Genomic DNA, 23,399 nt, shown 5'->3' with positions numbered 1-23,399 from the left:
GCCACCCGAGCACGACGCTGCGCGCGCTCGAACACGACATGGAGGTCGGCAACGGCCGGTTGACGACACTCATGTCGTGCTCGGCGGGGGAGGTGGCAGGGTGGTCCCGTGACGACGACGCCTGACCCCTCGCGCCCCACGAACTGGGCGGGCAACCTCACGTACTCCTCCGCCGAGGTCGTGCACCCCGGGACGCCCGACGAGCTCGTCGAGGTCGTGCGGCGCTCGCCGCGCGTCAAGGCGCTCGGGTCGCGGCACTCGTTCGGGGACGTCGCGGACACGACGGGCACGCACGTCGTCCTCGACCGGTACGACGACGGCCGCCCGCCCGTCGAGGTCGACGCCGGCACGGGTGTCGTGTCGGTCGCGGCGGGCCTGCGCTACGGCGACGTGACGCGCCACGTCCAGGCTGCGGGCCGTGCTCTGGAGAACCTCGCGTCCCTCCCGCACATCTCGGTCGCGGGGTCCGTCGCGACGGCGACCCACGGCTCGGGCGACGCGGTCGGCTCGCTGGCGAGCGCCGTCGTCGGGCTGGAGCTGGTCACGGGCGACGGGGAGCGTCGCGCCCTGCGCCGCGGGGACGACGACCTCCCCGGCGCCGTGGTGGCACTCGGGGCGCTGGGCGTCGTGACGCGGGTCGAGCTGGCGACCGTCCCGACGTTCGACGTGCGCCAGGACGTGCACGTCGGGCTGCCCTGGGACGCGGTGACCGCGCACTACGACGAGCTCACCGCGTCGGCGTACTCGGTGAGCCTCTTCACCGACTGGGGGCCGGACGGCGTGCAGCAGGTGTGGCGCAAGTCGCGCCTCGCGCCGGGGGAGTCCGGGGCGGCGCGGGCCGAGCTCTTCGGGGCGACGGCCGCGACGACGCCGCTGCACCCGCTCCCCGGCGTCGACCCCGTGCACTGCACGGCCCAGCTCGGCGAGCCCGGCCCGTGGAACGAGCGCCTGCCGCACTTCCGGCTCGACGTCACGCCGAGCAACGGCGACGAGCTGCAGTCCGAGTACCTCGTGCCCCGCCACAAGGCGCAGGACGCGTTCGCGGCGATGCGCGACCTCGGGCCGCGCGTCACGCCGCTGCTGCAGGTCGGCGAGATCCGGTCCGTCGCGGCCGACCGCGTGCCGCTGTGGCTCAGCCCGTTCGACGGCCCGACCGTCGGCGTCCACCTCACGTGGAAGCCCCTGCCCGAGGACGTCGCGCGCGTCCTGCCCGACGTCGAGGCCGCGCTCCTGCCGCTGGGTGCGCGCCCGCACTGGGGCAAGCTCTCCCACGCGCTCGTCCACGACCCGGGCTCCGTCGCCACGCTCTACCCGCGGTTCGACCACTTCGGCGTCCTCGCGCAGCGCTACGACCCGCAGGGACGGTTCCTCGGCGGCTACGTGGAGCGCCTGCTCGCCGGCTGAGCCCCGACGCCGAACCCGGGGAAGTGCGTCGGCTCGAGGCCGAGTCCGCCCGCAACCCCGGGTTCGGCAACGACGCCGGGCGTTCGGCTCGCACGGGACCCACGTCGTCGCTACGGTCGAACGAGCACCTGACAGGCTCGCCGACGCGCCGCCCGCGCGCGACGTGCGCGAGCACGGCACCGAGGAGGACCGTGGCAGCGACCGGAACGACCGGCGGAGCGTCGTCGACACCGAGGACGGAGCAGCCGCGCGAGGAGTGGACCGGCCAGGTCGGCTTCATCATCGCGGCCATCGGCTCGGCCGTGGGGCTGGGCAACATCTGGCGCTTCCCCGGCGTGGCGTACGAGAACGGGGGCGGCGCGTTCCTCGTGCCGTACCTCGTGGCCCTCCTGACGGCGGGCATCCCGATCCTGTTCCTCGACTACGCGATCGGGCACCGGTTCCGGGGCTCCGCCCCGACGGCGTTCCGGCGGCTCGCGCGCTGGCTCGAGGGCCTCGGCTGGTTCCAGGTGATGATCTGCTTCGTCATCGCGCTCTACTACACCGCGGTCATCGCGTGGGCGGTGAGCTTCTTCGTCTTCTCGTTCGACCTGCGCTGGGGCGACGACCCTGCGGCTTTCTTCACGGGCGACTACCTCCAGCTCTCCGACCCGGGCGTGAGCCTCGACTTCGTGCCCGGGGTGCTCATCCCGCTCGTCGCGGTGTGGGTCGTGACGATCGTCGTGCTCGCGCTGGGCGTGGCGAAGGGCGTGCAGCGCGCCAACACGGTGTTCCTGCCGCTGCTCGTCGTCGCCTTCCTCGTGCTCGTCGTGCGCTCGCTGTTCCTGGAGGGCGCCGCGGAGGGGCTGGACGCCCTGTTCACGCCGGACTGGGCGGCGCTCGGCGACGCGAACGTGTGGATCGCCGCGTACAGCCAGATCTTCTTCTCGCTGTCCATCGCGTTCGGGATCATGATCACGTACTCGTCCTACCGCAAGCGGCGCGCCAACCTCACGACGCCGGGCCTCGTCGTCGCGTTCTCCAACTCGTCGTTCGAGATCCTCGCCGGCATCGGGGTGTTCGCGACGCTCGGCTTCCTCGCGCACGAGCAGGGCATCGCGGTGGGGGAGCTCGAGGGCATCAGCGGCCCCATCCTGTCGTTCGTCACGTTCCCCGCGATCGTGTCGCAGATGCCGGGCGGGCCGATCTTCGGGGCCCTGTTCTTCGGGTCCCTCGCGATGGCGGGGTTCACGTCCCTGCTGTCGATCCTGCAGGTCGTGTCCGCGGGCTTCCAGGAGAAGTTCGGCTGGTCGCCGCGCCAGGCGTCGGTGCGCCTCGGCGTGGTGAGCGCCATCATCTCGGTGCTGCTCTTCTCCACGACGACCGGGCTCATCGCGCTCGACACCGCCGACCAGTGGGCGAACAACATCGGCATCGTGGGCTCCGCGGTCCTCATGACGATCCTCGTGCTGTGGGTGCTACGGCGCGGGCCCGAGCTGCGGTACCACCTCAACGCTGTCTCGACGTTCCGCCTCGGCGCGTGGTGGCAGGTGCTCGTCGCCGTGCTCGCCCCCCTCGTGCTCGGGTACATGCTCGTGTCGCGCATCGTCACGCTGCTCGTCGACGGCTACGAGGGCTACCCCGCCTGGTACCTGGCCCTCGTCGGCTGGGGCACGATCGCGTTCGTCGTGCTCGGCGCGCTCGTGCTCACCGCGATGCGCTGGCGCCGCAGCCCGGACGACTTCGTGCCCTGGCCGCCCTACCCGCCGGGCGACCCCGACACCGGACGCCGCCGGACGCCGTCGGGCGGCGCGACCGGGGCTACCAGCGCGACCCGGGCCGCCGGGACACGAGGGACGACCGGGACAGCCCGACCCGGTGACGAGGAGGTGGCGCGATGAGCGCGTCGGCCGTGGTCCTGCTCGTGCTCGCGATCGTCGTGGTCTGGGGTGGGCTCGTCGCCGCGATCCTGCGGCTGCGTGCGCAGCCGGAGCGCACCGAGTTCCCACGGGGCGGTGAGGACGAGCCCCGCGAGGACGTCGCGCCCCTCGAGCGCGACACGTAGCCGCCGACCGGGGATCGTCACGGTTCGGCACCGATGCGCGCCCGGGTTTGGTGACACGGGCACCGTTCCCGCACACTCGTGCGCAGGTGCTGCGCACCGCCGGGTCCTCTGTTCCCCGTACGTTCCCCTGCCGTCCGCGGCAGGGTGCCGACGTAACACGACAGAGACGATCGGTGTCTACGCTGCCCCTGCCCGGACCACCCCCGATCGGAGATCCCATGCGTACGACCCCGCGCAAGCTTCCCCTCACCGGTCTCGTCGCGCTCGCCGCGACGAGCGCCCTCCTCCTCACCGCGTGCACCGACGCGTCCCAGACCGGGACCGACGACGCGACCGGCGGCACCGACGGCGAGACGTCGGCGCCCCCCTCGTTCGACCCCTCGACGATCGAGGTCGACGACGCCGCGGCCGCGCTGCTCCCGGAGGACATCGCGTCCGCGGGCACGCTCACGGTCGGCTCGAACACGGAGTACGCGCCCGCCGAGTTCATCGGCGACGACGGCACGACGCCGGTCGGCTTCGACATCGACGTCATCAAGGCGGTCGGCGCGACGCTCGGCCTCGAGGTCGAGATCCAGTCCGCCGACTTCCCGGCGATCATCCCCGCGCTCGGCACCAAGTACGACGCCGGCATCTCCTCGTTCACCATCACCGAGGAGCGGATGCAGGAGGCCAACATGATCTCCTTCCTCAACGCGGGCTCCGCGTACGCCGTGGCGTCGGGCAACCCGGACGACATCGACCCCGAGAGCCTGTGCGGCGTCACCGTCGCCGTCCAGACCGGGACGGTCCAGGACGACGACATCGCCGTGCAGAGCGACGAGTGCGAGGCGGCCGGCGAGGAGGCGATCGACATCCTCCAGTACGACAACCAGGCCGACGCCACGACGAACCTCGTCGGTGGCAAGGCGCAGGTCATGTACGCGGACTCCCCGGTCGTCGGCTACGCGATCGAGCAGACCGGCGGGCAGATCGAGCAGCTCGGCGACGTGTTCGACTCCGCGCCGCAGGGCATCGTCGTCGCGAAGGACGCGACCGACCTCGCCGCCGCGATCCAGGCCGCGCTGCAGTCCCTCATGGACAGCGGGCAGCTCGTGGAGGTCCTCGACGGCTGGGGCAGCGGCGACGCGGCCCTCGACACCGCCGAGATCAACCCGTCGGTCGGCTGACCCGACCTGACCACGATCCGACCCTGACCCGCCCGTCGCGGGCGCCCGGCACGAGAACGGGCGCCCGCGACCGGCACACTGGTCGTCAGCGGGCGCGACGGCGCTCCCGCGACGGCCGCTCCTGTCCGGAGCCCGAGACCCCGAGGTGGACCATGGCCCGACCCGACCCGGTCGACGATCCCGTCCGCGACACTGCGCACGACACGCAGCACGGCACGACGTCCGACCCCGTGCCCGACCGTATCCACGCACGCCCCGTCCCCCGGCCCGGGCGGTGGATCTCCGCCGCCGTGCTGCTCGTCCTCGGGGCGATGGCGGTCCACGGGCTGGTGACGAACGAGAAGTTCCGGTGGGACGTCGTCTGGCTGTACCTGCGCGACGTGAACATCGTGCGCGGCGTCGGCTGGACGCTCGTGCTGACGTTCGGGTCGATGGTGATCGCGATCGTCCTGGCCGTGCTCCTCGCGGTCATGCGGCGGTCCGACAACCCGGTCATGACGTCGGTGAGCTGGGCGTACATCTGGTTCTTCCGCGGCACTCCGATCTACACGCAGCTCGTGTTCTGGGGCCTGCTCGCGGTGCTCTACCCGCGCCTGAGCCTCGGCATCCCGTTCGGGCCGGAGTTCTTCGAGTTCCGCACCCAGGACGTCATCACCGCGTTCTGGGCGGCGATGCTCGGTCTCGCGCTCAACGAGGCCGCCTACCTCGCGGAGATCGTCCGCGCCGGCCTCGGGTCGGTCGACCCGGGCCAGGCCGAGGCCGCGAAGGCGCTCGGCATGAAGGACGGCAAGATCCTCACGCGCATCGTCCTCCCGCAGGCCATGCGCGTCATCGTCCCGCCCACGGGCAACGAGACGATCTCCATGCTCAAGACGACGTCCCTCGTCCTCGCCGTGCCCTTCACGCTCGACCTCACGTTCGCGACGAACGCGATCGGCAACCGCACGTTCCTGCCGATCCCGCTCCTCATGGTCGCCGCGATCTGGTACCTGCTCATCACGAGCATCCTCATGATCGGCCAGCACTACATCGAGCGGTACTACGGCCGCGGCTTCGGCACGCAGACGGGTGCCCGACGGCGCGGGCGCGGGCCCGGCGGCCCGGGCGGCGGTCGGCGCGAGCCCAGCAAGCAGGAGCTCATCGCGGCGTCCGGCACCATCAAGCGCGACCCCTTCCTGGAGGTGACCCCGTGAGCGGGACGCACGACGTGCAGCCCATGGTCCAGGTCGAGGGCCTGCACAAGATGTTCGGCGACGTGCACGTGCTGCGCGGCGTGGACCTCGAGGTGGCGCGCGGCTCGGTGTGCGTCGTGCTGGGGCCGTCGGGCTCCGGCAAGTCGACGCTCCTGCGGTGCATCAACGAGCTCGAGGAGATCACGGGCGGCCGCGTCCGCGTCGACGGCGAGCTCATGGGCTACCGCGAGGTCACGAAGGACGGGCGCTCGCGCCTGTACCGCCTCCACCCGCGCGTGGTCGCACGGCAGCGCTCACGCATCGGCATGGTCTTCCAGCGCTTCAACCTCTTCCCGCACAGGACGGCGCTCGAGAACGTCATGGAGGCACCGGTCCAGGTGCGCGGGCTCAGCAGGGCGCAGGCGCGGGCCCGGGCGGCCGAGCTGCTCGAGCGCGTCGGGCTCTCCGACCGCGCCGACCACTACCCGGCGCAGCTCTCGGGCGGCCAGCAGCAGCGCGTCGCGATCGCCCGTGCGCTCGCGATGGACCCCGAGCTCATGCTGTTCGACGAGCCGACGTCAGCCCTCGACCCCGAGCTCGTGGGCGAGGTGCTCGCCGTCATGCGCGACCTCGCGCGCTCGGGCATGACGATGATGGTCGTGACGCACGAGATCGGCTTCGCGCGCGAGGTCGCGGACACGGTCGTCTTCATGGACGAGGGCGTCATCGTCGAGCGGGGCACGCCCGACCAGGTGCTCGGCGACCCGCAGCACGAGCGCACGCGGTCGTTCCTCGCGCACGTGCTGTAGGGGCTCGGTCGGTCGCCGAACCCGTGGTTGCGGGCGGGTTCGGCGCTCCCGAGACCCACAACCCCGGGTTCGCGGGGCGCGGGAGGGCCGGTCGGCTCAGCTCGCGCGGCGTCGGCGGGGGAGCGCGGGCGCCTCGTGGCCCGGGAGCAGCCGGGGCGAGAGGCCCGTGGGGCGTGCGACCGTCACCATCTCGCCGCTCAGCGCCCTGCCGAGGTGGACGAGCGGGAGCATGTCCTCGTGCTCGACCACGAGGGCGTCGTAGATGGGGGTCTCGCTGTCGGGCGTCGGGGAGGTGGTGGATCGTGTCAGCACAGTACCCACCTTCGGTGTGCGACGTGCGTCCCGCGACCGGAAGCGGTGACGTGTCCGTGAGACGTTCGTGGAGACCGCGCGCACCCACCGCGGCCGCCGGGGGAAGCGTGCCGTGGGCAACCGGTAGCGGCGCGAGCCCGCGCGCAGTTCAATGCTCGTGAACGTGTCGTCACCGAGTCGTCGCAGCATCCGGGATGTGCCGGGAGGACCCCTTGAGCCTCGCCCCGATCGTCCACGAGCTGCGGCTGGCCTGCCCCGTCGAGGTCGCGTTCGACACCTACGTCGGCCGGATCGGCGAGTGGTGGCCGCCCGGGTACTCGTCCGACGCCGCATCGTTCCGCGGTCTCGTCGTCGAGCCCGAGGTGGGCGGCCGGGTCGTCGCGAACCACGGGGACGAGGACGACGTGTGGGGGCGCGTCACGCTCTGGGAGCCGACGGCGCACCTCGCCCACACCTTCACGCTCGCCCAGCCGCCGGGTCGCGCCTCGCTCGTCCGTCTGGACCTGCGACCGACCGGCACCGGGACCGCGCTCCGGTTCGAGCACGGCGGGTGGACGCCGGGGAGCGAGCGGGCACGGTCACGGTTCGCCCACTGGCCCCGGATCCTCAGCCGCTACGCGTTCCTCGCCGAGCACCCGGAGCCGGAGAAGTAGGAACCGGCGTGCGGACGGCGCCCGGTGCGACCGCCGCGCTCAGCCGCCCCAGCCCCAGTCGCCCCAGCCCCAGCCGCCGTCGTCCCCGCCCGACCCGCCGTCGTCGTTCCCGTCCTGGTTGCCGTCCTGACCGCCGTTCTGGTTGCCGTTCCCAGGTTTCTGCTGGCCACCCTGGTCCGACTGCCGCTCGTCCAGCTCCTTCTGCCGGTCGGCGGCGTCCTTCTCGGCCTTCGCGACGGCGTCCTCGCGCTCGGTGAGCGCCGTCGCCGCCGCGTCGATCTCGGCGCGCTGCGCGTCGAGGTCGGCACGCTCGCTCTCGAGCTGCGCGCGCTCCGCGGCGACCTCCTGCTGCACCCGCTGCGCCTCCGCCTTCGCCTCCTCCGCCTCGCCCTGCGCGGAGAGCGTGAGACCGATGCCCACGAGCAGACCGATGGCCACGCCCGCGAGCCCGACGGCGGCCGGGACGAGCCACCGGCGGCCGCGGTCCGGGGCGTGGTCGCCGTCGTCGTCCGCCGCGGGCAGCGCCAAGGGGCCCAGGCCCGCAGGCTGGGCACGGCTCGCGCGCGCCGCCGGTACCGGCGGCGGTGCCGACCGCGGCGGGACGCTCGGCGTGGGCGCGCCGGCCGGTGCCGTCGTCTCCGCGAGGGCCAGAGCGGGCAGGACCATCGTCGACCCGACCTGGGGGTGGTCGTCGACAGGGGCGCGCTCCCGCATCGATCGTCGCACGGGCGCGGGAGCGTCGGAGGCCGCGGCCCCGTCGTCGTCCACCCAGAACACCCAGCCCGGTGGGGGCGGTGGCCACGACGGGTCGGGGTGCCAGTCGGTCGTCGGGGTGAAACCCGGGGGCACGGGCCACCCGGGAGGCGGCACGAACCGCACGGCCATGGGACCTCCTTCGGCACCGCGAGGGCGCGAACGACGGGGAACGCGCGCTGTCGCGCGGGATCACGAGGCAATCGACGGGAAACACTATGGAGCAGGCAGGGCCCGGGGGACGAATCGCCCGGCCCGCGCGAGGGTCGTCCGGTGCCCCTACTCTTGCGCGGTGAGACCAGAATGGTTCGTCCGCGCGACCGCGGCGACACCCGCCGGCGAGCTCGCCGCACAGGTCGACTGGGCGGCGACCCCGCTCGGTCCGCCGTCGACCTGGCCCCCTGCGCTGCGCTCGGCCGTCGACCTGTGCTTCAGCACCCGGTTCCCGGTGCTGATCACGTGGGGGCCGGAGCTGACGATGATCTACAACGACGGCTACCGCCCGATGCTCGGCACCGACAAGCACCCCGGTGCCATGGGCGCCCCGGTGAGCGAGGTGTGGGCGGAGATCTGGGACGACATCGGTCCCCTGTTCGCGTCCGTGCAGCAGTCGGCCGAGCCGACCTGGACGGTCGACCAGCTGCTCTACATGGAGCGCTCCGGGTACGTCGAGGAGACCTACTTCACGTTCTCCTACAGCCCGCTGCGGGACGACGACGGGGTGGTGCGCGGGGTCCTCGACATCGCGACCGAGACGACCGACCAGGTCGTCGACCGCCGTCGCCTCGCGCTGCTGAGCCGCCTCTCCCGTGCCGTGCAGGAGCACGGGAGCTCGCCGGCGCGCATCGCGCAGGACGCCGTGGACGTGCTCCGCGGCAGCACCGACGTCGTGCGCGCCCGGGTGTGGTTCGCGACGCCCGGGGGTCCGGCCCTCGTCGCTTCCAGCGACGAGCCCGGGCGCCTGGTCCCGGTCACCGACGCGGTGCCCGACGACCTGGTCCGCCTCGTCCTGTCGGACGGCGTGGCCCGGGCCACCGCGTCGGCGCTCGTCGCCGCGCTGCCCGGCCCGGGCCCGCAGCCGCCCGTCGGCGCGGTCGTCCTCGAGCCGGGCGCGCACCGGCCGTTCGACGCCGCCGCGGTCGCCTTCCTCCAGCTGCTGGTCTCGACGCTGGCGGCCGCCGTGAGCGACGCCGTCGCGCGCGAGCGGGAGCTCCGCGACCTGCGGTCGGCGAGCGACGCGCTGCAGCGGGCGATGCTGCCCGACGAGCTCACCTCGCACCGCTGGACCACGCGCTACCGGCCGGCGGACGACCGGTTCACGGTCGGGGGCGACTGGTACGACGTCGTCCCCCTCGGGCCCGGGCGCTGGGCGCTGCTCGTCGGCGACTGCGTCGGCCACGGCCTGCACGCGGCGTCGCTCATGGGGCAGCTCCGTAGCGCCGGCCGTGCGCTCCTGCTCGCCGATGCGGGCCCCGCCGCGGCCGTCAGCGGGTTCGACCGGTTCGCCGCCGAGCTGCCGGGTGCCGAGTACGCCACGGTGTTCTGCGGCATCGTCGACGAGACGGAGGGCACGCTGACCTACTCGTCGGCCGGGCACCCGCCGGGCCTCCTCGTCCGCGGCGGCGAGGCGCACTGGCTCGACGGCGCCCGCGGAGCTCCGCTGACGCTCTCCACGTCGGCGGGCAGGACGGAGGAGCGCGTGGACCTCGAGGCGACGGACGTCGTGCTGCTCTACACCGACGGGCTCGTGGAGCGCCGTGAGGAGTCGCTGCGGACCGGGCTCGCACGGCTGGCGGCGACCGCCGTGGAGGTGGTCGGCACGCGCGCCCGGCAGGACATCGCCGACGCCCTCGTCGCCCAGCTCGTGGGCAGCGGTGCCCGGGACGACGTGGCCGTGGTGGTCTACGGCGCGGGCGCACCGCCCGAGCGGTCGCGTGCGCCGGAGACGGCGGACCCCGTCGACGTGGGTGGTCGCTGGTAGAACGGCAGGCATGTTCCTCGTCGACCAGCCCGCGCCACGGACCGACGTCGTCGTGCACTCGGCGAGCGACCTCGTCGTGGCCGCCGACTGCGAGTTCCGGTTCCTGTCCCGGCTCGACGAGCAGCTCGGCCGCGCGCCGCGCGGCGAGCCCGTCGAGGACGCGATGCTCGCGCGCACCGCCGCTCTGGGGGATCGCCACGAGCAGGAGGTCCTCGCGCGGTACGAGGCCGAGCACGGGCCGTTCGACCCCGCCACCGGACGCGGGGTCGTGCGCCTCGAGCCGCCGCGCCACCTGTCGTGGGACGAGCTCGTCGCCGCGCAGGCCCGGACCCTCGGGGCTCTCGAGGCAGGCGCCGACGCCGTGCACCAGGCCGCGTTCTTCGACGGGACGTTCCACGGGCGCGCCGACTTCCTCGTGCGCACGGGCACCGACGACGCCGGGGCCGCGCGGTACACCGTCGTCGACACCAAGCTCGCGCGTCGCGCGAAGGTTCCCGCCCTGCTCCAGCTCGCGGCCTACGCGGACCAGCTCCTCGGCGCGGGCGTCCCGGTCGACCCCGACGTGTCCCTCGTCCTCGGCACGCGCGAGCGCACGACCCACCGCCTCGCCGACCTCCTGCCCGTCTTCCACGACCGCCGCGCGCACCTGCTGCGGCTCACGGCGGACCACCTCGCGCGCGACGGTCGCGCGCCGTGGGACCACCCCGACGTGCGTGCGTGCGGACGCTGCGACCGGTGCCGCGAGCAGATCGCGGCGCACCGCGACGTCCTGCTCGTCGGTGGCGTCTACGCGGGGCAGCGCGCGCGCCTGCACGCCGCCGGGATCCGTACGGTCGACGAGCTCGCGGCGGTGCCGGACGACGCCGCCGCACCCGACGGGATGAGCGCGTCCACGTTCGAGCGCGTGCGGCGCCAGGCTGCCCTCCAGCTCGGCACGGGTCCGTCCGACGGCACCGTCGTGTGGGCCGACGCGTCCGGCCCGCACGAGCTCTCGTGGCGCCTCGACGACCCGGCACCCGTGCTCGCGCTGCCCGCGCCCGACCCGGGGGACATCTTCTTCGACTTCGAGGGCGACCCGCTCTGGACCGACGCCGGCGGGTCGAGCTGGGGCATCGACTACCTGTTCGGCTGGGTCGAGCGCCCCGCCACCCCGGAAGACCGCCCGCCGTTCCACGCCCTGTGGGCGCACGACCTCGCCGCCGAGCGCGACGCCCTCGTCGCGTTCGTCGACCACGTCAACGCACGCCGCCGCGTGCACCCCGGCCTGCACGTCTACCACTACGCCGACTACGAGCGCGCCCACCTGCTCGCCATCGCGGCACGGCACGGCGTCTACGAGGAGGAGGTCGACGACCTCCTGCGCGACGGCGTCCTCGTCGACCTCTACACCGTCGTCCGGCAGGCGCTGCACGTCTCCGACAAGTCGCGCTCCCTCAAGAAGCTGGAGCCGCTCTACATGGGCGACGAGCTGCGCACGGGTGACGTCACCACCGCCGCCGCGTCCGTCGTCGCGTACGCCGAGTACACGGCGCTGCGCGACGCCGGGCGTGACGACGAGGCCGACGAGCTCCTGCGCGGGATCGCGGACTACAACCGGTACGACTGCGTGTCGACCTTGCGTCTCGCCGAGTTCCTTCGCGGTGCCGTGGCTGGGTTGGGTGCGGGGTCGGGTCTCGGGGCTGGGTTGGGTGCGGGGTCGGGGGACGTGCGCGCCGTCTACCATCCGCGCCGCTCGTCCCTCGCGGCGCTCCCGCCAGACCCGACCACGACGGCGCGCACGTCCCCCGACCCCGCTGCAGCCGTCACCTCTCCCGGTGTCCGGTCCGCGACGACGGCGGCCGCCGGGAGTGCAGCGTCGGCCGTCACCGCTCCCGTGGTCGAGTCCGCGTCGACGGCGGCGGCTGGGTCCGGTCCGTCGGGACGCCTGGGGCGGGCCGACGGACGAGCGGGGGGTGCGGGGTCGGATGCGAAGGGCGTAGAAGCCGCGCTCGCGAACGGACAGCCGAACGACCAGGGTGACGGCGCGGCCAGCCCGAGCACCGACCTCGCACCGCCCGCGGACGCAACCACTGGGCGCGCCGAGGGGGAGGTCGGGCGGGAGCGGTCGGCCGGGGTGCTGCTCGAAGAGGAGATCCGGGGGGTCGTCGGGGAGGACCGGGCGCGGCGGGACGACGTCGCGCAGGCGCTCGCGCTGTACGGCGCGGCCGTCGGGTACTACCGGCGGGAGGCCAAGCCGTTCTGGCACGAGCACTACTCGCGGCTCTCGCTGCCGCCGGACGAGTGGCTCGGGCGCCGCAACGCGTTCCTCGTGGAGCAGGCCGAGGTCGTGTCCGGGTGGGAGGTCGAGCCGGGGCGCCGGACGTGGTCGCGCCGGCTCGAGCTGGTCGGGAGGCTGCCCGAGGGCAGCGACCTGCGCGTCGGCGTCGCGCCGTACGTGCTCTACGACCCGCCGCTGCCGCCGTGCGCCAAGACGTCCGCCGACGGCGTGCGCGGCTGGCTGACGGGCGCGACCGTCGTCGAGGCCGGGCGTCAGGCCACCCCGCGCGGCGAGCGCGACGTGCTGCTCGTGCGCGAGCAGCTCCCGAGCACCGCCGAGCCGTTCGACGCGGTCCCGGTGGCGCTCACGCCCTCGCCCGGACCGGGCACCAAGCCGCTCGAGGCCGCGACCGAGACGGCGGCCCGGCGTGCGCTCGACTCCTGGCGCACCACCGGCGAGCTCCCGTCCGGTGCCGGCTCCGACCTGCTGCTCCGGCGTCCGCCGCGGCTCGTCCCGACCGGCGCGGGAGAGCGGCCCGGCGCGCTGCCCGCCGTCGTCGACGGCGACGTCGTCGGGGCCGTCACGACGGCGCTCGAACGGCTCGACGACTCCTACGTCGCGGTGCAGGGGCCGCCTGGGACGGGAAAGACGTACGTCGGCTCGCGCGTCGTCGCGCGGCTCGTCGCGCAGGGGTGGCGCGTCGGCGTCGTCGCGCAGTCGCACGCCGTGGTGGAGAACATGCTGCGAGCCGTCGTGCTCGGGGCGGGCGTGCCGCCCGAGATCGTCGCCAAGAAGCTCGCGGGGGACGGACCGTCGGCGCGAGCGGTGTGCGCCGAGCTCGACGGCGCGCACCTGGCCGAGTTCGCCCTCGGGCCGGGGCCGCGTGTCGTGGGCGGGACCGCGTGGGACTTCGCGTCCGAACGTCTCCCGGAGGGTGCGCTGGACCTGCTCGTCGTCGACGAGGCGGGGCAGTTCTCGCTCGCGAGCACCGTCGCCGTCTCGCGGGCCGCGCGGCGTCTGCTGCTCCTCGGCGACCCCCAGCAGCTTCCCCAGGTCAGCCAGGGCAAGCACCCCGAGCCCGTGGACCGGTCCGCGCTCGGGTGGCTCACCGACGGCCACGGGGTGCTCCCGGCAGAACGCGGCTACTTCCTGCCCGTCACCTGGAGGATGCACCCACGGCTCGCCGCGGCCGTGTCGACGCTGTCGTACGAGGACCGGCTGCATGCGCACCCCGTCGCGGCCGAGCGTTCGCTCGACGGCGTGCCACCGGGGGTCGAGCAGGTGCTCGTCGAGCACGAGGGCAACGCCGTGCGCTCACCGCAGGAGGCGGCAGAGGTCGTCCGCCAGGTCGCACGCTTCCTCGGCCGCGGCTGGACGTCAACGGTCGACGGCGTCCCCGTCCAGCGTCCGCTCGACCAGCGCGACGTGCTCGTGGTCGCGGCGTACAACGCGCAGGTGTGGACCGTGCGGTCCGCGCTGGCCGCCGCCGGGTACCCCGACGTCGAGGTCGGGACGGTCGACCGGTTCCAGGGCAAGGAGGCGCCGGTCGTGATCGTCACGCTCGCGGCGTCGTCCGGCCGCGACGTGTCCCGCGGGCTCGGGTTCCTGCTGTCCCGGCACCGCGTCAACGTGGCGGTCTCGCGCGCGCAGTGGACGGCCGTCGTCGTGCGTTCGCCCTGGCTCACCGACCTGCTCCCGCACTCGCCACGCGGCCTCGAGGAGCTCGGCGCGTTCCTCGGCCTCGGCGCGCCGGGCGAGTAGCCGGGCGGCGAGCGCGGCGACGGACGACGTCACCGGTGCGCTCGGCCGCTGGGGGAGACCCGCGCTCGCCGCTCGCGACGACGCCGGCTCAGAACTCGCCGAAGCCGCCGCCGAAGTCCTCGAAGCCACCGCCGCCGAAGTCTCCGAATCCGCCGTCGGCACCGGCGTCCGCGCCCGGATCCGCGCCCGAAGCCTCGCCGGCGTCGCCGCCGCCCTCGGCTCCGGCCTCCGACCCCGGGTCGCCGCCCGCCGCCGCGTCCTCCACGACGGGCGTGCTCGGGTCGCCGAAGGCGGGCCCGAACATCGCGTTCGCGACCGCTGAGCCGATCACGACACCCGCGATCGTCCCCAGCAGGCTCGAACCGACCATCGCGCCGAACCCGAGTCCACCGGCGCCTGCCGGGCCGCCGACTCCGGGGCCGCCGCGACCGGCGAACGTGCGCTCGAGCGTGCCCGGCTGACGCATCTCCGCGCGCGTCGCCATGCGCGCGAGGTCCTGCGGCGTGTCCGTCTGCGCGCGCTCGGCCGCCGGGACCTGCTCGCCGAGCTCGGCGAGGACCTGGCGGCGCTGCTCCGGCGTGAGCCGGGCGAACGCCTCGGCGTGGGCCTGCTCGACGGCGTCCGGCGGGGCCGTGCGCAGGAGGTACCGGTAGCGGTCGATCGCCACCTGGTCGGGCGTGCGGGGCGCGCTCGGCCCGCGGGCCGCCGTCCGCGCGTCCTGCGGGGCGCTCCCGTACGCGGGCCCGGTCGAGTCCTGCGGGGGGTACTGGCTCGGGTAGCCGCTCTGCTGCTGCGGCGCGCCGTAGGGGTCGCGCGGCTCGCGGCCGAGCAGCCGGTCCAGGAATCCCATGTGTCGTCCTCCGGTGCGTGGTGGCGGGGCGCCGAGCGCTCGCTCGGGTGTCGTGGCCGGGTAGGGCTCACTCCCGGACCAACGAGGCACGGACCCCGCCGGTTCCGCCTCGACCCTGACGCCCCGACCCCGCCGCGCCGACCCTGCCTCCTGCCGAACCCGGGGCTATGGGTCGATGGGGAGCCCATCTCACCCGTGTCCCCGGGTTCGGCGGGCGGTGTGGCCGACAACTCCGGGTTCGGCGCAGGTCTCCGGACGCACGAGTGCCCCCGACCAGATGGTCAGGGGCACTCGGCGGTCGGTCGACCGGTCGTCTCACCCGAGGCGAGCGGTGACCGGGGAGATCAGACGGGGCGGATGTTCTCCGCCTGCGGGCCCTTGGGGCCCTGCGTCACGTCGAACTCGACGCGCTGGTTCTCCTCGAGGGTGCGGAAGCCCTGCGACTGGATCGCGGAGTAGTGCGCGAACACGTCGGCGGAGCCGTCCTCGGGGGCGATGAAGCCGTAGCCCTTCTCGCTGTTGAACCACTTCACGGTTCCGGTAGCCATTGTTACTCCTTCAAGAGTGTGGAAACACCCCCCGCGGGCGCAGGGGAGTACATCACGGTGTTCGTCGTCAACTCTTGGGTAACAAGGTCCGCCGGGCACCCACCGGGTGGTGGTCACGTCGACGCGAGGACAAGCGAGGCACTGCAATCTCGGGAACAACCGTACATGGTATGCCCCGGGTTGGCCACGGGTTCTCCACCGACTTTTTCGCGCTGCCCCACCTGCCCGGATCCGCCGGTGCCGTCACGGTCAGAGCGTCGTCAGCTCGACGACCGGGACCACCCGCCGCCAGTCCGTCTCGCCCCGTTCGGCGGCCAAGGGGTCGGCCCACTCGCGCAGCACCGGGACGAAGACCGACCACGACCGAGGCGCTCGTCCCGCGTACTCCTCGAGGGCGCGCACGGCGTCGTCGGGCGGGAGCGTGCGGGCGACGGCCCGCGCGGCGGGGCGCCACCCGGTCCGTACGAGGACACGAGGCTCGGCGAGGACGTTCCGGTACCACTGGGAGCGCGGGCCGAGGCCGGCGACGACGACCGTCCGGTCGGGAGCGGGCCGTCCGGAGATCTCGAGCACCGCGTAGCGCGGCTCCCCGCTCGACCGTCCGCGGTGGACGAGCAGGAGCAGGTCGCCACCGGCGAGCCCTCCGAGCCCCGCGCGGAACAGACCGACCGGCGCTCTGACGAACCAGCGCGTGTGCAGCAGGGTGGAGACGAGGCCCATCGCTCCACGCTAGGCGGGAGGGAGCCGCACCACCAGCGCTCGTCCGCGGAGCCGGCGAACGGACCGGCCGCTCGTACCGTCCGCGGAACGAAACGAGACCCTTGCGTTACGAGTCGGTAACAACTACGGGCGTCCCGCGAAACGCGATCGGCCTACGTTCACGTCACCCAGGAACGCAGGGAGCGCCTCCTCTCGCGGATTCGTGGGTCCGGAGCTCCCCGAGATGCCGCGGGGAGCTCCGGACGGCGCGTCGGCGGGCGGCTTTCGTCCCCCCGTGACCTGTGTCACTATTCAGCACGCTATTCAGTGTTGAACTCAGCGATCGACCGCGGAGAAGTGCGGCTTCGGGCCGTCCCCGCGGGGGATCTGGACCACGGAGGTTGGCATGCATCGCACAGCACGACGGGCGAGCGGGGGTGCTGCCCTGCTCCTGGCGGCCACTCTCGTCCTCACCGCCTGCGGACCCCAGTCCCAGGGCGGCGACGACGAGACGACCGGCACCTCGACCGAGACGGAGGACAGCGGCGGCGGCTCGGCCGACCTGAGCATCGTCCCGTCGGTCCAGGTCGACATCGAGGGCGCCGAGGTCGAGGCGACGGAGGCCGGCAACCCGGTCGACCCGGCCGGCGACGGCAGCGCCGAGTGCGCCGAGGGCACGTCGATCGCGATGGCCGGTGCCCTCACGGGCCCGAACGCCGCGCTCGGCCTGAACATCCAGTACGGCGCGCAGGTCGCGGTGGACGCCTTCAACGAGGCGAACCCCGGCTGCCAGGTGACCCTCAAGCCGTTCGACACCGAGGGTGACCCGCAGAAGGCGACCCAGGTCGCGCCGCAGATCGTCGGCGACACGTCGGTGATCGGCCTGCTCGGCCCGGCGTTCTCCGGGGAGACGGCGGCCACGGGCGACGTGTTCAGCCAGGCGGGCCTGCTCTCGCTCACGGCGTCGGCCACGAACCCCGACCTCACGGGCAACGGCTGGACGAACTTCTTCCGCGGTCTCGCGAACGACGCCGTCCAGGGTCCGTCGGTCGCCAAGTACCTCGTGAACACGATGGAGTTCGCGAGCGTCTGCGTCGTCTCGGACAACTCGGACTACGGCATCGGCCTGGCCCAGCAGATCACCGAGGGCCTGGGGGACGCGGCGAACGCCGACTGCGCCGCCGAGGTGAAGACGGGCGACAAGGACTTCTCCGCGGCCGTCCAGATCATCTCGGGCGCCGAGGCCGACGCCGTCTTCTACGCCGGCTACTACGCGGAGGCCGCGCCGTTCGTGCAGGGCCTGCGCGACGGTGGGGTCGACATCCCGTTCGTCTCGGCGGACGGCACGAACGACCCGCAGTTCGTCTCGCAGGCGGGTGCCGCGTCCGAGGGCGCGATCCTCTCCTGCCCGTGCGGCCCCGCGCCGGACGACTTCGCGGCCATGTACGAGGAGTCGGCCGGCCAGGCGCCGGGCGTGTACTCGGTCGAGGGCTACGACCTCGCGACGATCATGCTCACCGGCATCGCCTCCGGCGTGGCCGACCGCGCGGCGATGATCGAGCACGTGGCGAACTACTCCGGTGAGGGCCTCGCCCGCACCTACGAGTGGGACGACACGGGCGAGCTCGCCTCCGCGCTCATCTGGATCTACGAGGTCCAGTAGTCCGACGACGACGGGCGCCTCGCCTCGTGCCGCCCACCTCAGGGTGAGCGCGGCACCGGGCGGGGCGCCCCGTCGTGGACCACGACCTCCGCACGATCCGCCATGAGAACCAGGGAGCGTCATGCCCGCTCTTGCTGACGCGCTGATGCACAGCGCGACCGCCGGACCCCTCGTCCACCAGTCGCTCATCGACTTCGACCTCGCCGGCCTCGGCCGCAACTTCTGGGGCCTCACCATCGAGGGCCTCACCTACGGCGCGATCTACGCGCTCGTCGCCGTCGGGTACACGCTCGTCTACGGCGTGCTGCGCCTCATCAACTTCGCCCACTCCGAGGTCTTCATGCTCGGGATGTTCGGGCAGTACGCGACCCTCATGCTCCTGGGCTTCTTCCCGAGCGGGGACGCGTACGACAAGGGCATCGCCCTCACGATCCTCTACCTGGGCATCGCGATGCTGGGTGGCATGCTCGTCGCGGGCGGCACGGCCGTCGGGCTGGAACGCGTGGCCTACCGACCGCTGCGCAAGCGCGGAGCCCCGTCGCTCGTCTTCCTCATCACCGCCATCGGCATGTCGTTCATCCTCCAGGAGTTCGTGCACTTCGTGCTGCCGAGGCTCACCGGGGGGACGCTCGGCGGCGTCAACGCGCAGCAGCCCATCCGGCTCGTGCAGCCCGAGGTGCAGTTCACGATCGGCAACGCGTCGGTCACGAACGTCACGATCATCATCATCCTGTCGGCGCTCGTCCTGGCCCTCGCGACGGACCTGTTCATCAACCGCACGAAGTTCGGTCGCGGCATCCGCGCCGTCGCGCAGGACCCGGTCACCGCGACGCTCATGGGCGTCTCGCGCGAGCGCGTCATCATGCTGACGTTCCTCATCGGCGGCATCCTCGCCGGCGCTGCGGCACTCCTGTACACGCTGCGCGTGCCGAACGGCATCATCTACTCCGGTGGCTTCATCCTCGGCATCAAGGCCTTCTGCGCCGCGGTGCTCGGCGGGATCGGCAACCTGCGCGGCGCGCTGCTCGGTGGTCTGATCCTCGGTGTCATGGAGAACTACGGCCAGGTCCTGTTCGGCACGGAGTGGCGCGACGTCGTCGCGTTCGTCCTGCTGATCGTCGTCCTGATGTTCCGCCCGACGGGCATCCTCGGGGAGTCGTTGGGGAGGGCCCGCGCATGAGCACGTCCACACCTGCACCGCAGCCCGCGCGCGAGGGCGTGCCCACGTCGATGCCGCCCGCGGGCCGGGTCGCGACGAAGGACCGCCCGCACGGCGGCGTCGGCGACCGGTTCCGCCTGTGGTGGGACGCGCAGGCCCGGCCCACGCAGTGGGCGATCGGCGTGCCGTTCCTGCTCTTCATCGCCCTGGTGCCGATCCTCAACATTCCCGTGCTCACGACCGTGGGCACGAACTTCGGTGGCGTCATGGCGCAGTTCGGCATGATCGCGCTCATCGCGATCGGCCTCAACGTCGTCGTCGGCCAGGCCGGCCTGCTCGACCTCGGGTACGTCGGCTTCTACGCGATCGGCGCCTACACGGTCGCGATCCTCACGAGCCCCGACAGCCCCTGGAACCAGACGGACGAGTGGCTGTCCACCGAGTGGGCGTGGCTCGCGGCCCTGCCGATCGCCGTCGCGATCACGGCGTTGTCGGGCCTGATCCTCGGGTCGCCGACGCTGCGCCTGCGCGGCGACTACCTCGCGATCGTCACCCTCGGATTCGGTGAGATCGTCCGCCTCCTCGCGGACAACCTCGACGAGCTGACGGGCGGCGGCCAGGGTCTGCGCGGCGTCGCCTACCCCCGCCTCGGGGTCACGGAGGACCTGCCGAACGGCGTCTTCTCCGCGGGCAACGCGGCGGGCACGCTCAACTCGGGCGTCTGGTGGTACTGGCTCAGCCTCGTCTTCATCGTCATCTCGCTCCTGTTCGTGGGGAACCTCGAGCGCTCGCGCGTCGGGCGCGCGTGGGTCGCGATCCGCGAGGACGAGGACGCGGCGGAGATCATGGGCGTGCCCACGTTCCGCTTCAAGCTGTGGGCGTTCATCATCGGCGCGTCGATCGGTGGCGTCGCGGGCGCGCTCTACGCGGGCCAGGTGCAGTTCGTCATCCCGACGAACTTCAACGTCATCAACTCGGTGCTCTTCCTGTGCGCCGTGGTCCTCGGCGGCCAGGGCAACAAGCTGGGCGTCATCCTCGGCGCGTTCATCATCGTGTACCTGCCGAACTTCTTCCTCGGCCGCACCGAGGTCTTCGGCATCGCGATCAACGGCAACGAGATCGCGAGCTACCGCTACCTGTTCTTCGGCGTCGCGCTCGTGGTCCTCATGATCTTCCGGCCGCAGGGACTCATACCCGTCCGGCAGAAGCTGCTCGCGTACGGTCGGGAGATCTACGTGGCGGCGCGTCGGGCCACGCAGTCGCTCGCCCGAAGGCCTGACAGCACGACCAGCGGCAAGGAGACCTCATGAGCACCCACGACCCCGGCGGCATCGGGGCGGGCGGCGAGCACGGCGACGAGCACCTCGGGTCCTCGGGCCGCGTCGACTCCTCGCGGGCCGACGCGTACATGCCCGGCGCGGTCCTGGAGGAGCCGGCGATCGTCGACGTCGCGGCGGTGCGTCCCGAGCTCGCCAACCCGGAGCTCGTCGACGCGATGGTCGCCCCCGACCGGTCCGTCCGGGCGAAGGTCGGCGAGCCCCTCCTGTCCATGGAGAACGTCACCGTCCAGTTCGGCGGCCTCGTCGCGCTCGACGACGTGACGTTCGAGATCCGGCGCGGCGAGATCCTCGGCCTCATCGGTCCGAACGGCGCGGGCAAGACCACGGCGTTCAACGCGATGACGGGCGTGTACCGGCCCACCCAGGGGGAGGTCGTGTTCGACGGCGCTCCCCTCGGCAAGCTCAAGCGGTACCGCATCACGCAGCGGGGCATCGCGCGCACGTTCCAGAACATCCGTCTCTTCAACGAGATGACGGCGCTCGAGAACGTCGTGGTCGGGACGGACGCGCGGCACCGCACGTCCGTCCCGGGCGCGCTGTTCCGCACCCCGCGGCACCGCCGCGAGGAGCGGGACGCGATCGACCGGGCGATGGCGCTGCTCGAGTTCGTAGGCGTGGGCGGGCGCGCGACCGAGAAGGCGCGCAACCTCTCCTACGGCGACCAGCGCCGTCTGGAGATCGCGCGCGCCCTCGCGACGGAGCCCAAGCTGCTGTGCCTCGACGAGCCGGCGGCGGGCTTCAACCCGGCGGAGAAGGAGTCCCTCATGGACCTCATCCGCCACATCCGCGACGACGGCTACACCGTCCTGCTCATCGAGCACGACATGCGGCTCGTGCGCGGGGTGACCGACCGGATCGTCGTGCTCGAGTTCGGGCGCGTCATCGCGGACGGCACGCCCGACGAGGTCACCAGCGACCCGAAGGTCATCGCGGCCTACCTGGGCGTGCCCGACGACGAGCTGGCCGCCCAGGCGGCCGTCGCCGAGCCGGGCCAGGAGACCAGGGGCACGGGGAGCACGGGTACCTCGACCGCCGGCCGCACGACCGAAGGAGGCGGTGGCGATGCCTCTGCTTGAGCTGCAGGACATGACCGTCGCCTACGGGCGCATCGAAGCGGTGCGGGGCATCTCCATCACGGTGGAGGAGGGCGAGCTCGTCACGCTCATCGGGGCGAACGGCGCCGGGAAGACGACGACGATGCGTGCGATCTCGGGCATCCGCCCGGTCTCGCGCGGCACGATCCTCTTCGACGGCAAGGACATCACGCGCATGAAGGCGCACCTGCGCGTGCTCGAGGGCATCGTGCAGGCCCCCGAGGGCCGCGGGATCTTCCCCGGCATGACCGTCCTCGAGAACCTCGAGATGGGCGCCTACGCGCGCACCTTCGAGTCCAAGGCCGAGCACGACGAGACCGTCGACCGGGTCTTCGAGCTGTTCCCGCGCCTCGCCGAGCGCAAGGACCAGGTGGGCGGCACGATGTCCGGCGGCGAGCAGCAGATGCTCGCCATCGGCCGTGCACTCATGGCCCGCCCGCGGCTCCTGCTCCTCGACGAGCCGTCCATGGGGCTCGCGCCGATGGTCATCCAGCAGATCTTCCGCATCGTCTCGGAGATCAACGCGCAGGGGACCACGGTGCTGCTCGTCGAGCAGAACGCTCAGCAGGCGCTCTCGCGCTCGGACCGCGCCTACGTGCTCGAGACCGGCGAGGTCGTGCAGACCGGCGGCGGCAAGGAGCTGCTCGCCGACGCGAGCATCAAGGAGGCGTACCTCGGCGTCGCCTGAGGCGGCAGGTCCGAGCAGAGGCGTCAGACCAGAGCGTGCGCGAGGGCGAGGCGGGCCTCGCCCTCGCGCACCAGCTCGTCGGCGTCCGCCGCGCCGGCGACGGACCACGTGAGCGACGTGCGGAACGCCGGCCGGACCGGCCCGGCCGGGGCGGCAAGGCACGTCACGACCTCCTGACGGAGCGCCTCGGCGCTCGCGGCGGCCTCGACGTCCCCCATCCCGGGGAGCGTCGCGAGGACGGCGAACCGGTCGCCGTCGACGCGGCCGGCCTCGCACCCGCGGGGCAGCCACGACCGCAGGTGCTGCCCGACCGCCGCGAGCATCGCGTCGCCCGCCTCCTGGCCGTACCGTGCGTTGATCCCGCCCATGTCCTGCACATCGAGCAGGATGAGGACGACGCGCGTGCGGCCGCGCGCGACGAGCGCGCAGCGCCGCGAGAGCGAGTGCCACGTGCTGCGCCGGGACGGCAGACCCGTGAGCGCGTCGTGGGTCGACCGCTCGGCGAGCGTGCCGACGAGCGAGTGCACGAGCTCGGCCGCGCTCACGCTCGCCCAGTGCGCACCCCGGACCAGGACGTCGTCGTAGCGGCGGTCGGCCGGGCGCGACATGGCGAGCGTCGCGACGGCTGACACGGCCGCCGTCGGCTCGACGACGAGGGCCGACCAGTCGGTGACGCTCGCGACCGGGCGGCGCTCGAGGACCGCACGGCCGTAGCCGAGCCGGCCGGTGAGCGCGGCGGTGAGGCTCGAGCGCACGACGACGCCGTGCCGCTCGGGGCGCTCGTCGTCCGCCACGACGACGCACGCCACGTCGGGGTTGCGGAAGAGGACCTCGAGCTGGCCGACGGGCATGGACGACCCGACGGTCAGGACGGGACGGGAGAGATCGGCGACGAGACCCGTCGCGCGAGCGGCAGGACGCATCGCGGTGTGGTGCGCCAGCTCGGTGAGTTCGTCGTGCACAGAACGCAGTGTGGCGGCACGCGAGGTGGCCGGGAGGTGAACGCGGGCAATGTTCCACGAGAGTTCACGACGTCGTCACCT

The 23,399-nt window shown here is 73.2% G+C and carries 20 protein-coding genes; 14 read left to right on the top strand and 6 right to left on the bottom strand.

All coding sequences use genetic code 11. The features are described from left to right. Positions 1–108 precede the first annotated feature (108 nt). The 6 genes from AC4H2H_RS00420 (at position 109) to AC4H2H_RS00395 (ending at position 6,598) form a co-directional block, all read left to right on the top strand. Positions 109–1,404 (top strand): FAD-binding protein, encoded by a 1,296-nt coding sequence (locus AC4H2H_RS00420; protein WP_494368835.1) that lies wholly within the window; start codon positions 109–111, stop codon positions 1,402–1,404. Positions 1,405–1,595: 191 nt separating this feature from the next. Next, positions 1,596–3,284 carry a sodium-dependent transporter gene (locus AC4H2H_RS00415; protein ID WP_494368834.1) on the top strand — a complete coding sequence of 563 codons (1,689 nt, stop codon included), beginning with the start codon at positions 1,596–1,598 and terminating at the stop codon, positions 3,282–3,284. Beyond that, positions 3,281–3,448 carry a methionine/alanine import family NSS transporter small subunit gene (locus AC4H2H_RS00410; RefSeq protein ID WP_494368833.1) on the top strand — a complete coding sequence of 56 codons (168 nt, stop codon included), beginning with the start codon at positions 3,281–3,283 and terminating at the stop codon, positions 3,446–3,448. The genes AC4H2H_RS00415 and AC4H2H_RS00410 overlap by 4 nt, the downstream gene beginning before the upstream one ends. A 218-nt stretch (positions 3,449–3,666) precedes the next feature. After that, positions 3,667–4,617 (top strand): ABC transporter substrate-binding protein, encoded by a 951-nt coding sequence (locus tag AC4H2H_RS00405; protein WP_494368832.1) that lies wholly within the window; start codon positions 3,667–3,669, stop codon positions 4,615–4,617. 152 nt (positions 4,618–4,769) lie between these two features. Beyond that, positions 4,770–5,810: an amino acid ABC transporter permease gene (locus tag AC4H2H_RS00400; RefSeq protein ID WP_494368831.1), complete on the top strand. Its 1,041-nt coding sequence runs from the start codon at positions 4,770–4,772 to the stop codon at positions 5,808–5,810. 23 nt (positions 5,811–5,833) lie between these two features. Then, positions 5,834–6,598: an amino acid ABC transporter ATP-binding protein gene (locus AC4H2H_RS00395; protein ID WP_494369112.1), complete on the top strand. Its 765-nt coding sequence runs from the start codon at positions 5,834–5,836 to the stop codon at positions 6,596–6,598. Between the two features lie 96 nt (positions 6,599–6,694). Here AC4H2H_RS00395 and AC4H2H_RS00390 read toward each other — a convergent pair whose 3' ends face one another. Further along, the gene (locus tag AC4H2H_RS00390; protein WP_494368830.1) at positions 6,695–6,910 is read right to left on the bottom strand and encodes a hypothetical protein; all 216 of its coding nucleotides are present in this window, start codon (positions 6,908–6,910) and stop codon (positions 6,695–6,697) included. 212 nt (positions 6,911–7,122) lie between these two features. Between AC4H2H_RS00390 and AC4H2H_RS00385 the strand changes: the two genes are divergently transcribed. Next, positions 7,123–7,563 (top strand): SRPBCC domain-containing protein, encoded by a 441-nt coding sequence (locus AC4H2H_RS00385; protein ID WP_494368829.1) that lies wholly within the window; start codon positions 7,123–7,125, stop codon positions 7,561–7,563. Positions 7,564–7,602: 39 nt separating this feature from the next. Here AC4H2H_RS00385 and AC4H2H_RS00380 read toward each other — a convergent pair whose 3' ends face one another. Next, a complete protein-coding gene (locus tag AC4H2H_RS00380; protein WP_494368828.1) occupies positions 7,603–8,448 on the bottom strand; it encodes a hypothetical protein in 846 nt (281 codons plus the stop codon). A gap of 160 nt (positions 8,449–8,608) precedes the next feature. On the opposite strand from AC4H2H_RS00380, the gene AC4H2H_RS00375 reads away from it, so the two are divergent. Both AC4H2H_RS00375 and AC4H2H_RS00370 read left to right on the top strand, forming a co-directional pair. After that, a complete protein-coding gene (locus tag AC4H2H_RS00375; protein ID WP_494368827.1) occupies positions 8,609–10,297 on the top strand; it encodes a PP2C family protein-serine/threonine phosphatase in 1,689 nt (562 codons plus the stop codon). Positions 10,298–10,307: 10 nt separating this feature from the next. Further along, positions 10,308–14,315 carry a TM0106 family RecB-like putative nuclease gene (locus tag AC4H2H_RS00370; RefSeq protein WP_494368826.1) on the top strand — a complete coding sequence of 1,336 codons (4,008 nt, stop codon included), beginning with the start codon at positions 10,308–10,310 and terminating at the stop codon, positions 14,313–14,315. An 88-nt stretch (positions 14,316–14,403) separates the two neighbouring features. Here AC4H2H_RS00370 and AC4H2H_RS00365 read toward each other — a convergent pair whose 3' ends face one another. The 3 genes from AC4H2H_RS00365 to AC4H2H_RS00355 form a co-directional block, all read right to left on the bottom strand. Further along, positions 14,404–15,165: a hypothetical protein gene (locus tag AC4H2H_RS00365; protein WP_494368825.1), complete on the bottom strand. Its 762-nt coding sequence runs from the start codon at positions 15,163–15,165 to the stop codon at positions 14,404–14,406. 344 nt (positions 15,166–15,509) lie between these two features. Beyond that, positions 15,510–15,713 (bottom strand): transcription antiterminator/RNA stability regulator CspE, encoded by a 204-nt coding sequence (cspE, locus tag AC4H2H_RS00360; RefSeq protein ID WP_009861351.1) that lies wholly within the window; start codon positions 15,711–15,713, stop codon positions 15,510–15,512. Positions 15,714–15,962: 249 nt separating this feature from the next. Continuing rightward, positions 15,963–16,433 (bottom strand): nitroreductase family deazaflavin-dependent oxidoreductase, encoded by a 471-nt coding sequence (locus tag AC4H2H_RS00355; RefSeq protein WP_494368824.1) that lies wholly within the window; start codon positions 16,431–16,433, stop codon positions 15,963–15,965. A 385-nt stretch (positions 16,434–16,818) separates the two neighbouring features. On the opposite strand from AC4H2H_RS00355, the gene AC4H2H_RS00350 reads away from it, so the two are divergent. The 5 genes from AC4H2H_RS00350 (at position 16,819) to AC4H2H_RS00330 (ending at position 22,356) form a co-directional block, all read left to right on the top strand. Continuing rightward, positions 16,819–18,075, top strand: coding sequence for a branched-chain amino acid ABC transporter substrate-binding protein (locus tag AC4H2H_RS00350; protein WP_494368823.1), 1,257 nt, complete (start codon positions 16,819–16,821; stop codon positions 18,073–18,075). Between the two features lie 121 nt (positions 18,076–18,196). After that, entirely contained in the window at positions 18,197–19,255 is a 1,059-nt protein-coding gene (locus AC4H2H_RS00345) for a branched-chain amino acid ABC transporter permease (RefSeq protein ID WP_494368822.1), read from the top strand. Next, a complete protein-coding gene (locus AC4H2H_RS00340) occupies positions 19,252–20,544 on the top strand; it encodes a branched-chain amino acid ABC transporter permease (RefSeq protein WP_494368821.1) in 1,293 nt (430 codons plus the stop codon). The genes AC4H2H_RS00345 and AC4H2H_RS00340 overlap by 4 nt, the downstream gene beginning before the upstream one ends. Positions 20,545–20,642: 98 nt before the next feature. Beyond that, entirely contained in the window at positions 20,643–21,650 is a 1,008-nt protein-coding gene (locus AC4H2H_RS00335; protein WP_494369111.1) for an ABC transporter ATP-binding protein, read from the top strand. Next, positions 21,637–22,356, top strand: coding sequence for an ABC transporter ATP-binding protein (locus tag AC4H2H_RS00330; RefSeq protein WP_494368820.1), 720 nt, complete (start codon positions 21,637–21,639; stop codon positions 22,354–22,356). Before AC4H2H_RS00335 ends, AC4H2H_RS00330 begins: the two co-directional genes overlap by 14 nt. A 23-nt stretch (positions 22,357–22,379) precedes the next feature. Here AC4H2H_RS00330 and AC4H2H_RS00325 read toward each other — a convergent pair whose 3' ends face one another. Next, positions 22,380–23,318 (bottom strand): GGDEF domain-containing protein, encoded by a 939-nt coding sequence (locus AC4H2H_RS00325; protein ID WP_494368819.1) that lies wholly within the window; start codon positions 23,316–23,318, stop codon positions 22,380–22,382. Between the last annotated feature and the right edge of the window lie 81 nt (positions 23,319–23,399).

Source organism: Cellulosimicrobium sp. BMG9.22, assembly GCF_059159975.1.
This window is presented reverse-complemented; position numbering and strand designations above follow the sequence as displayed.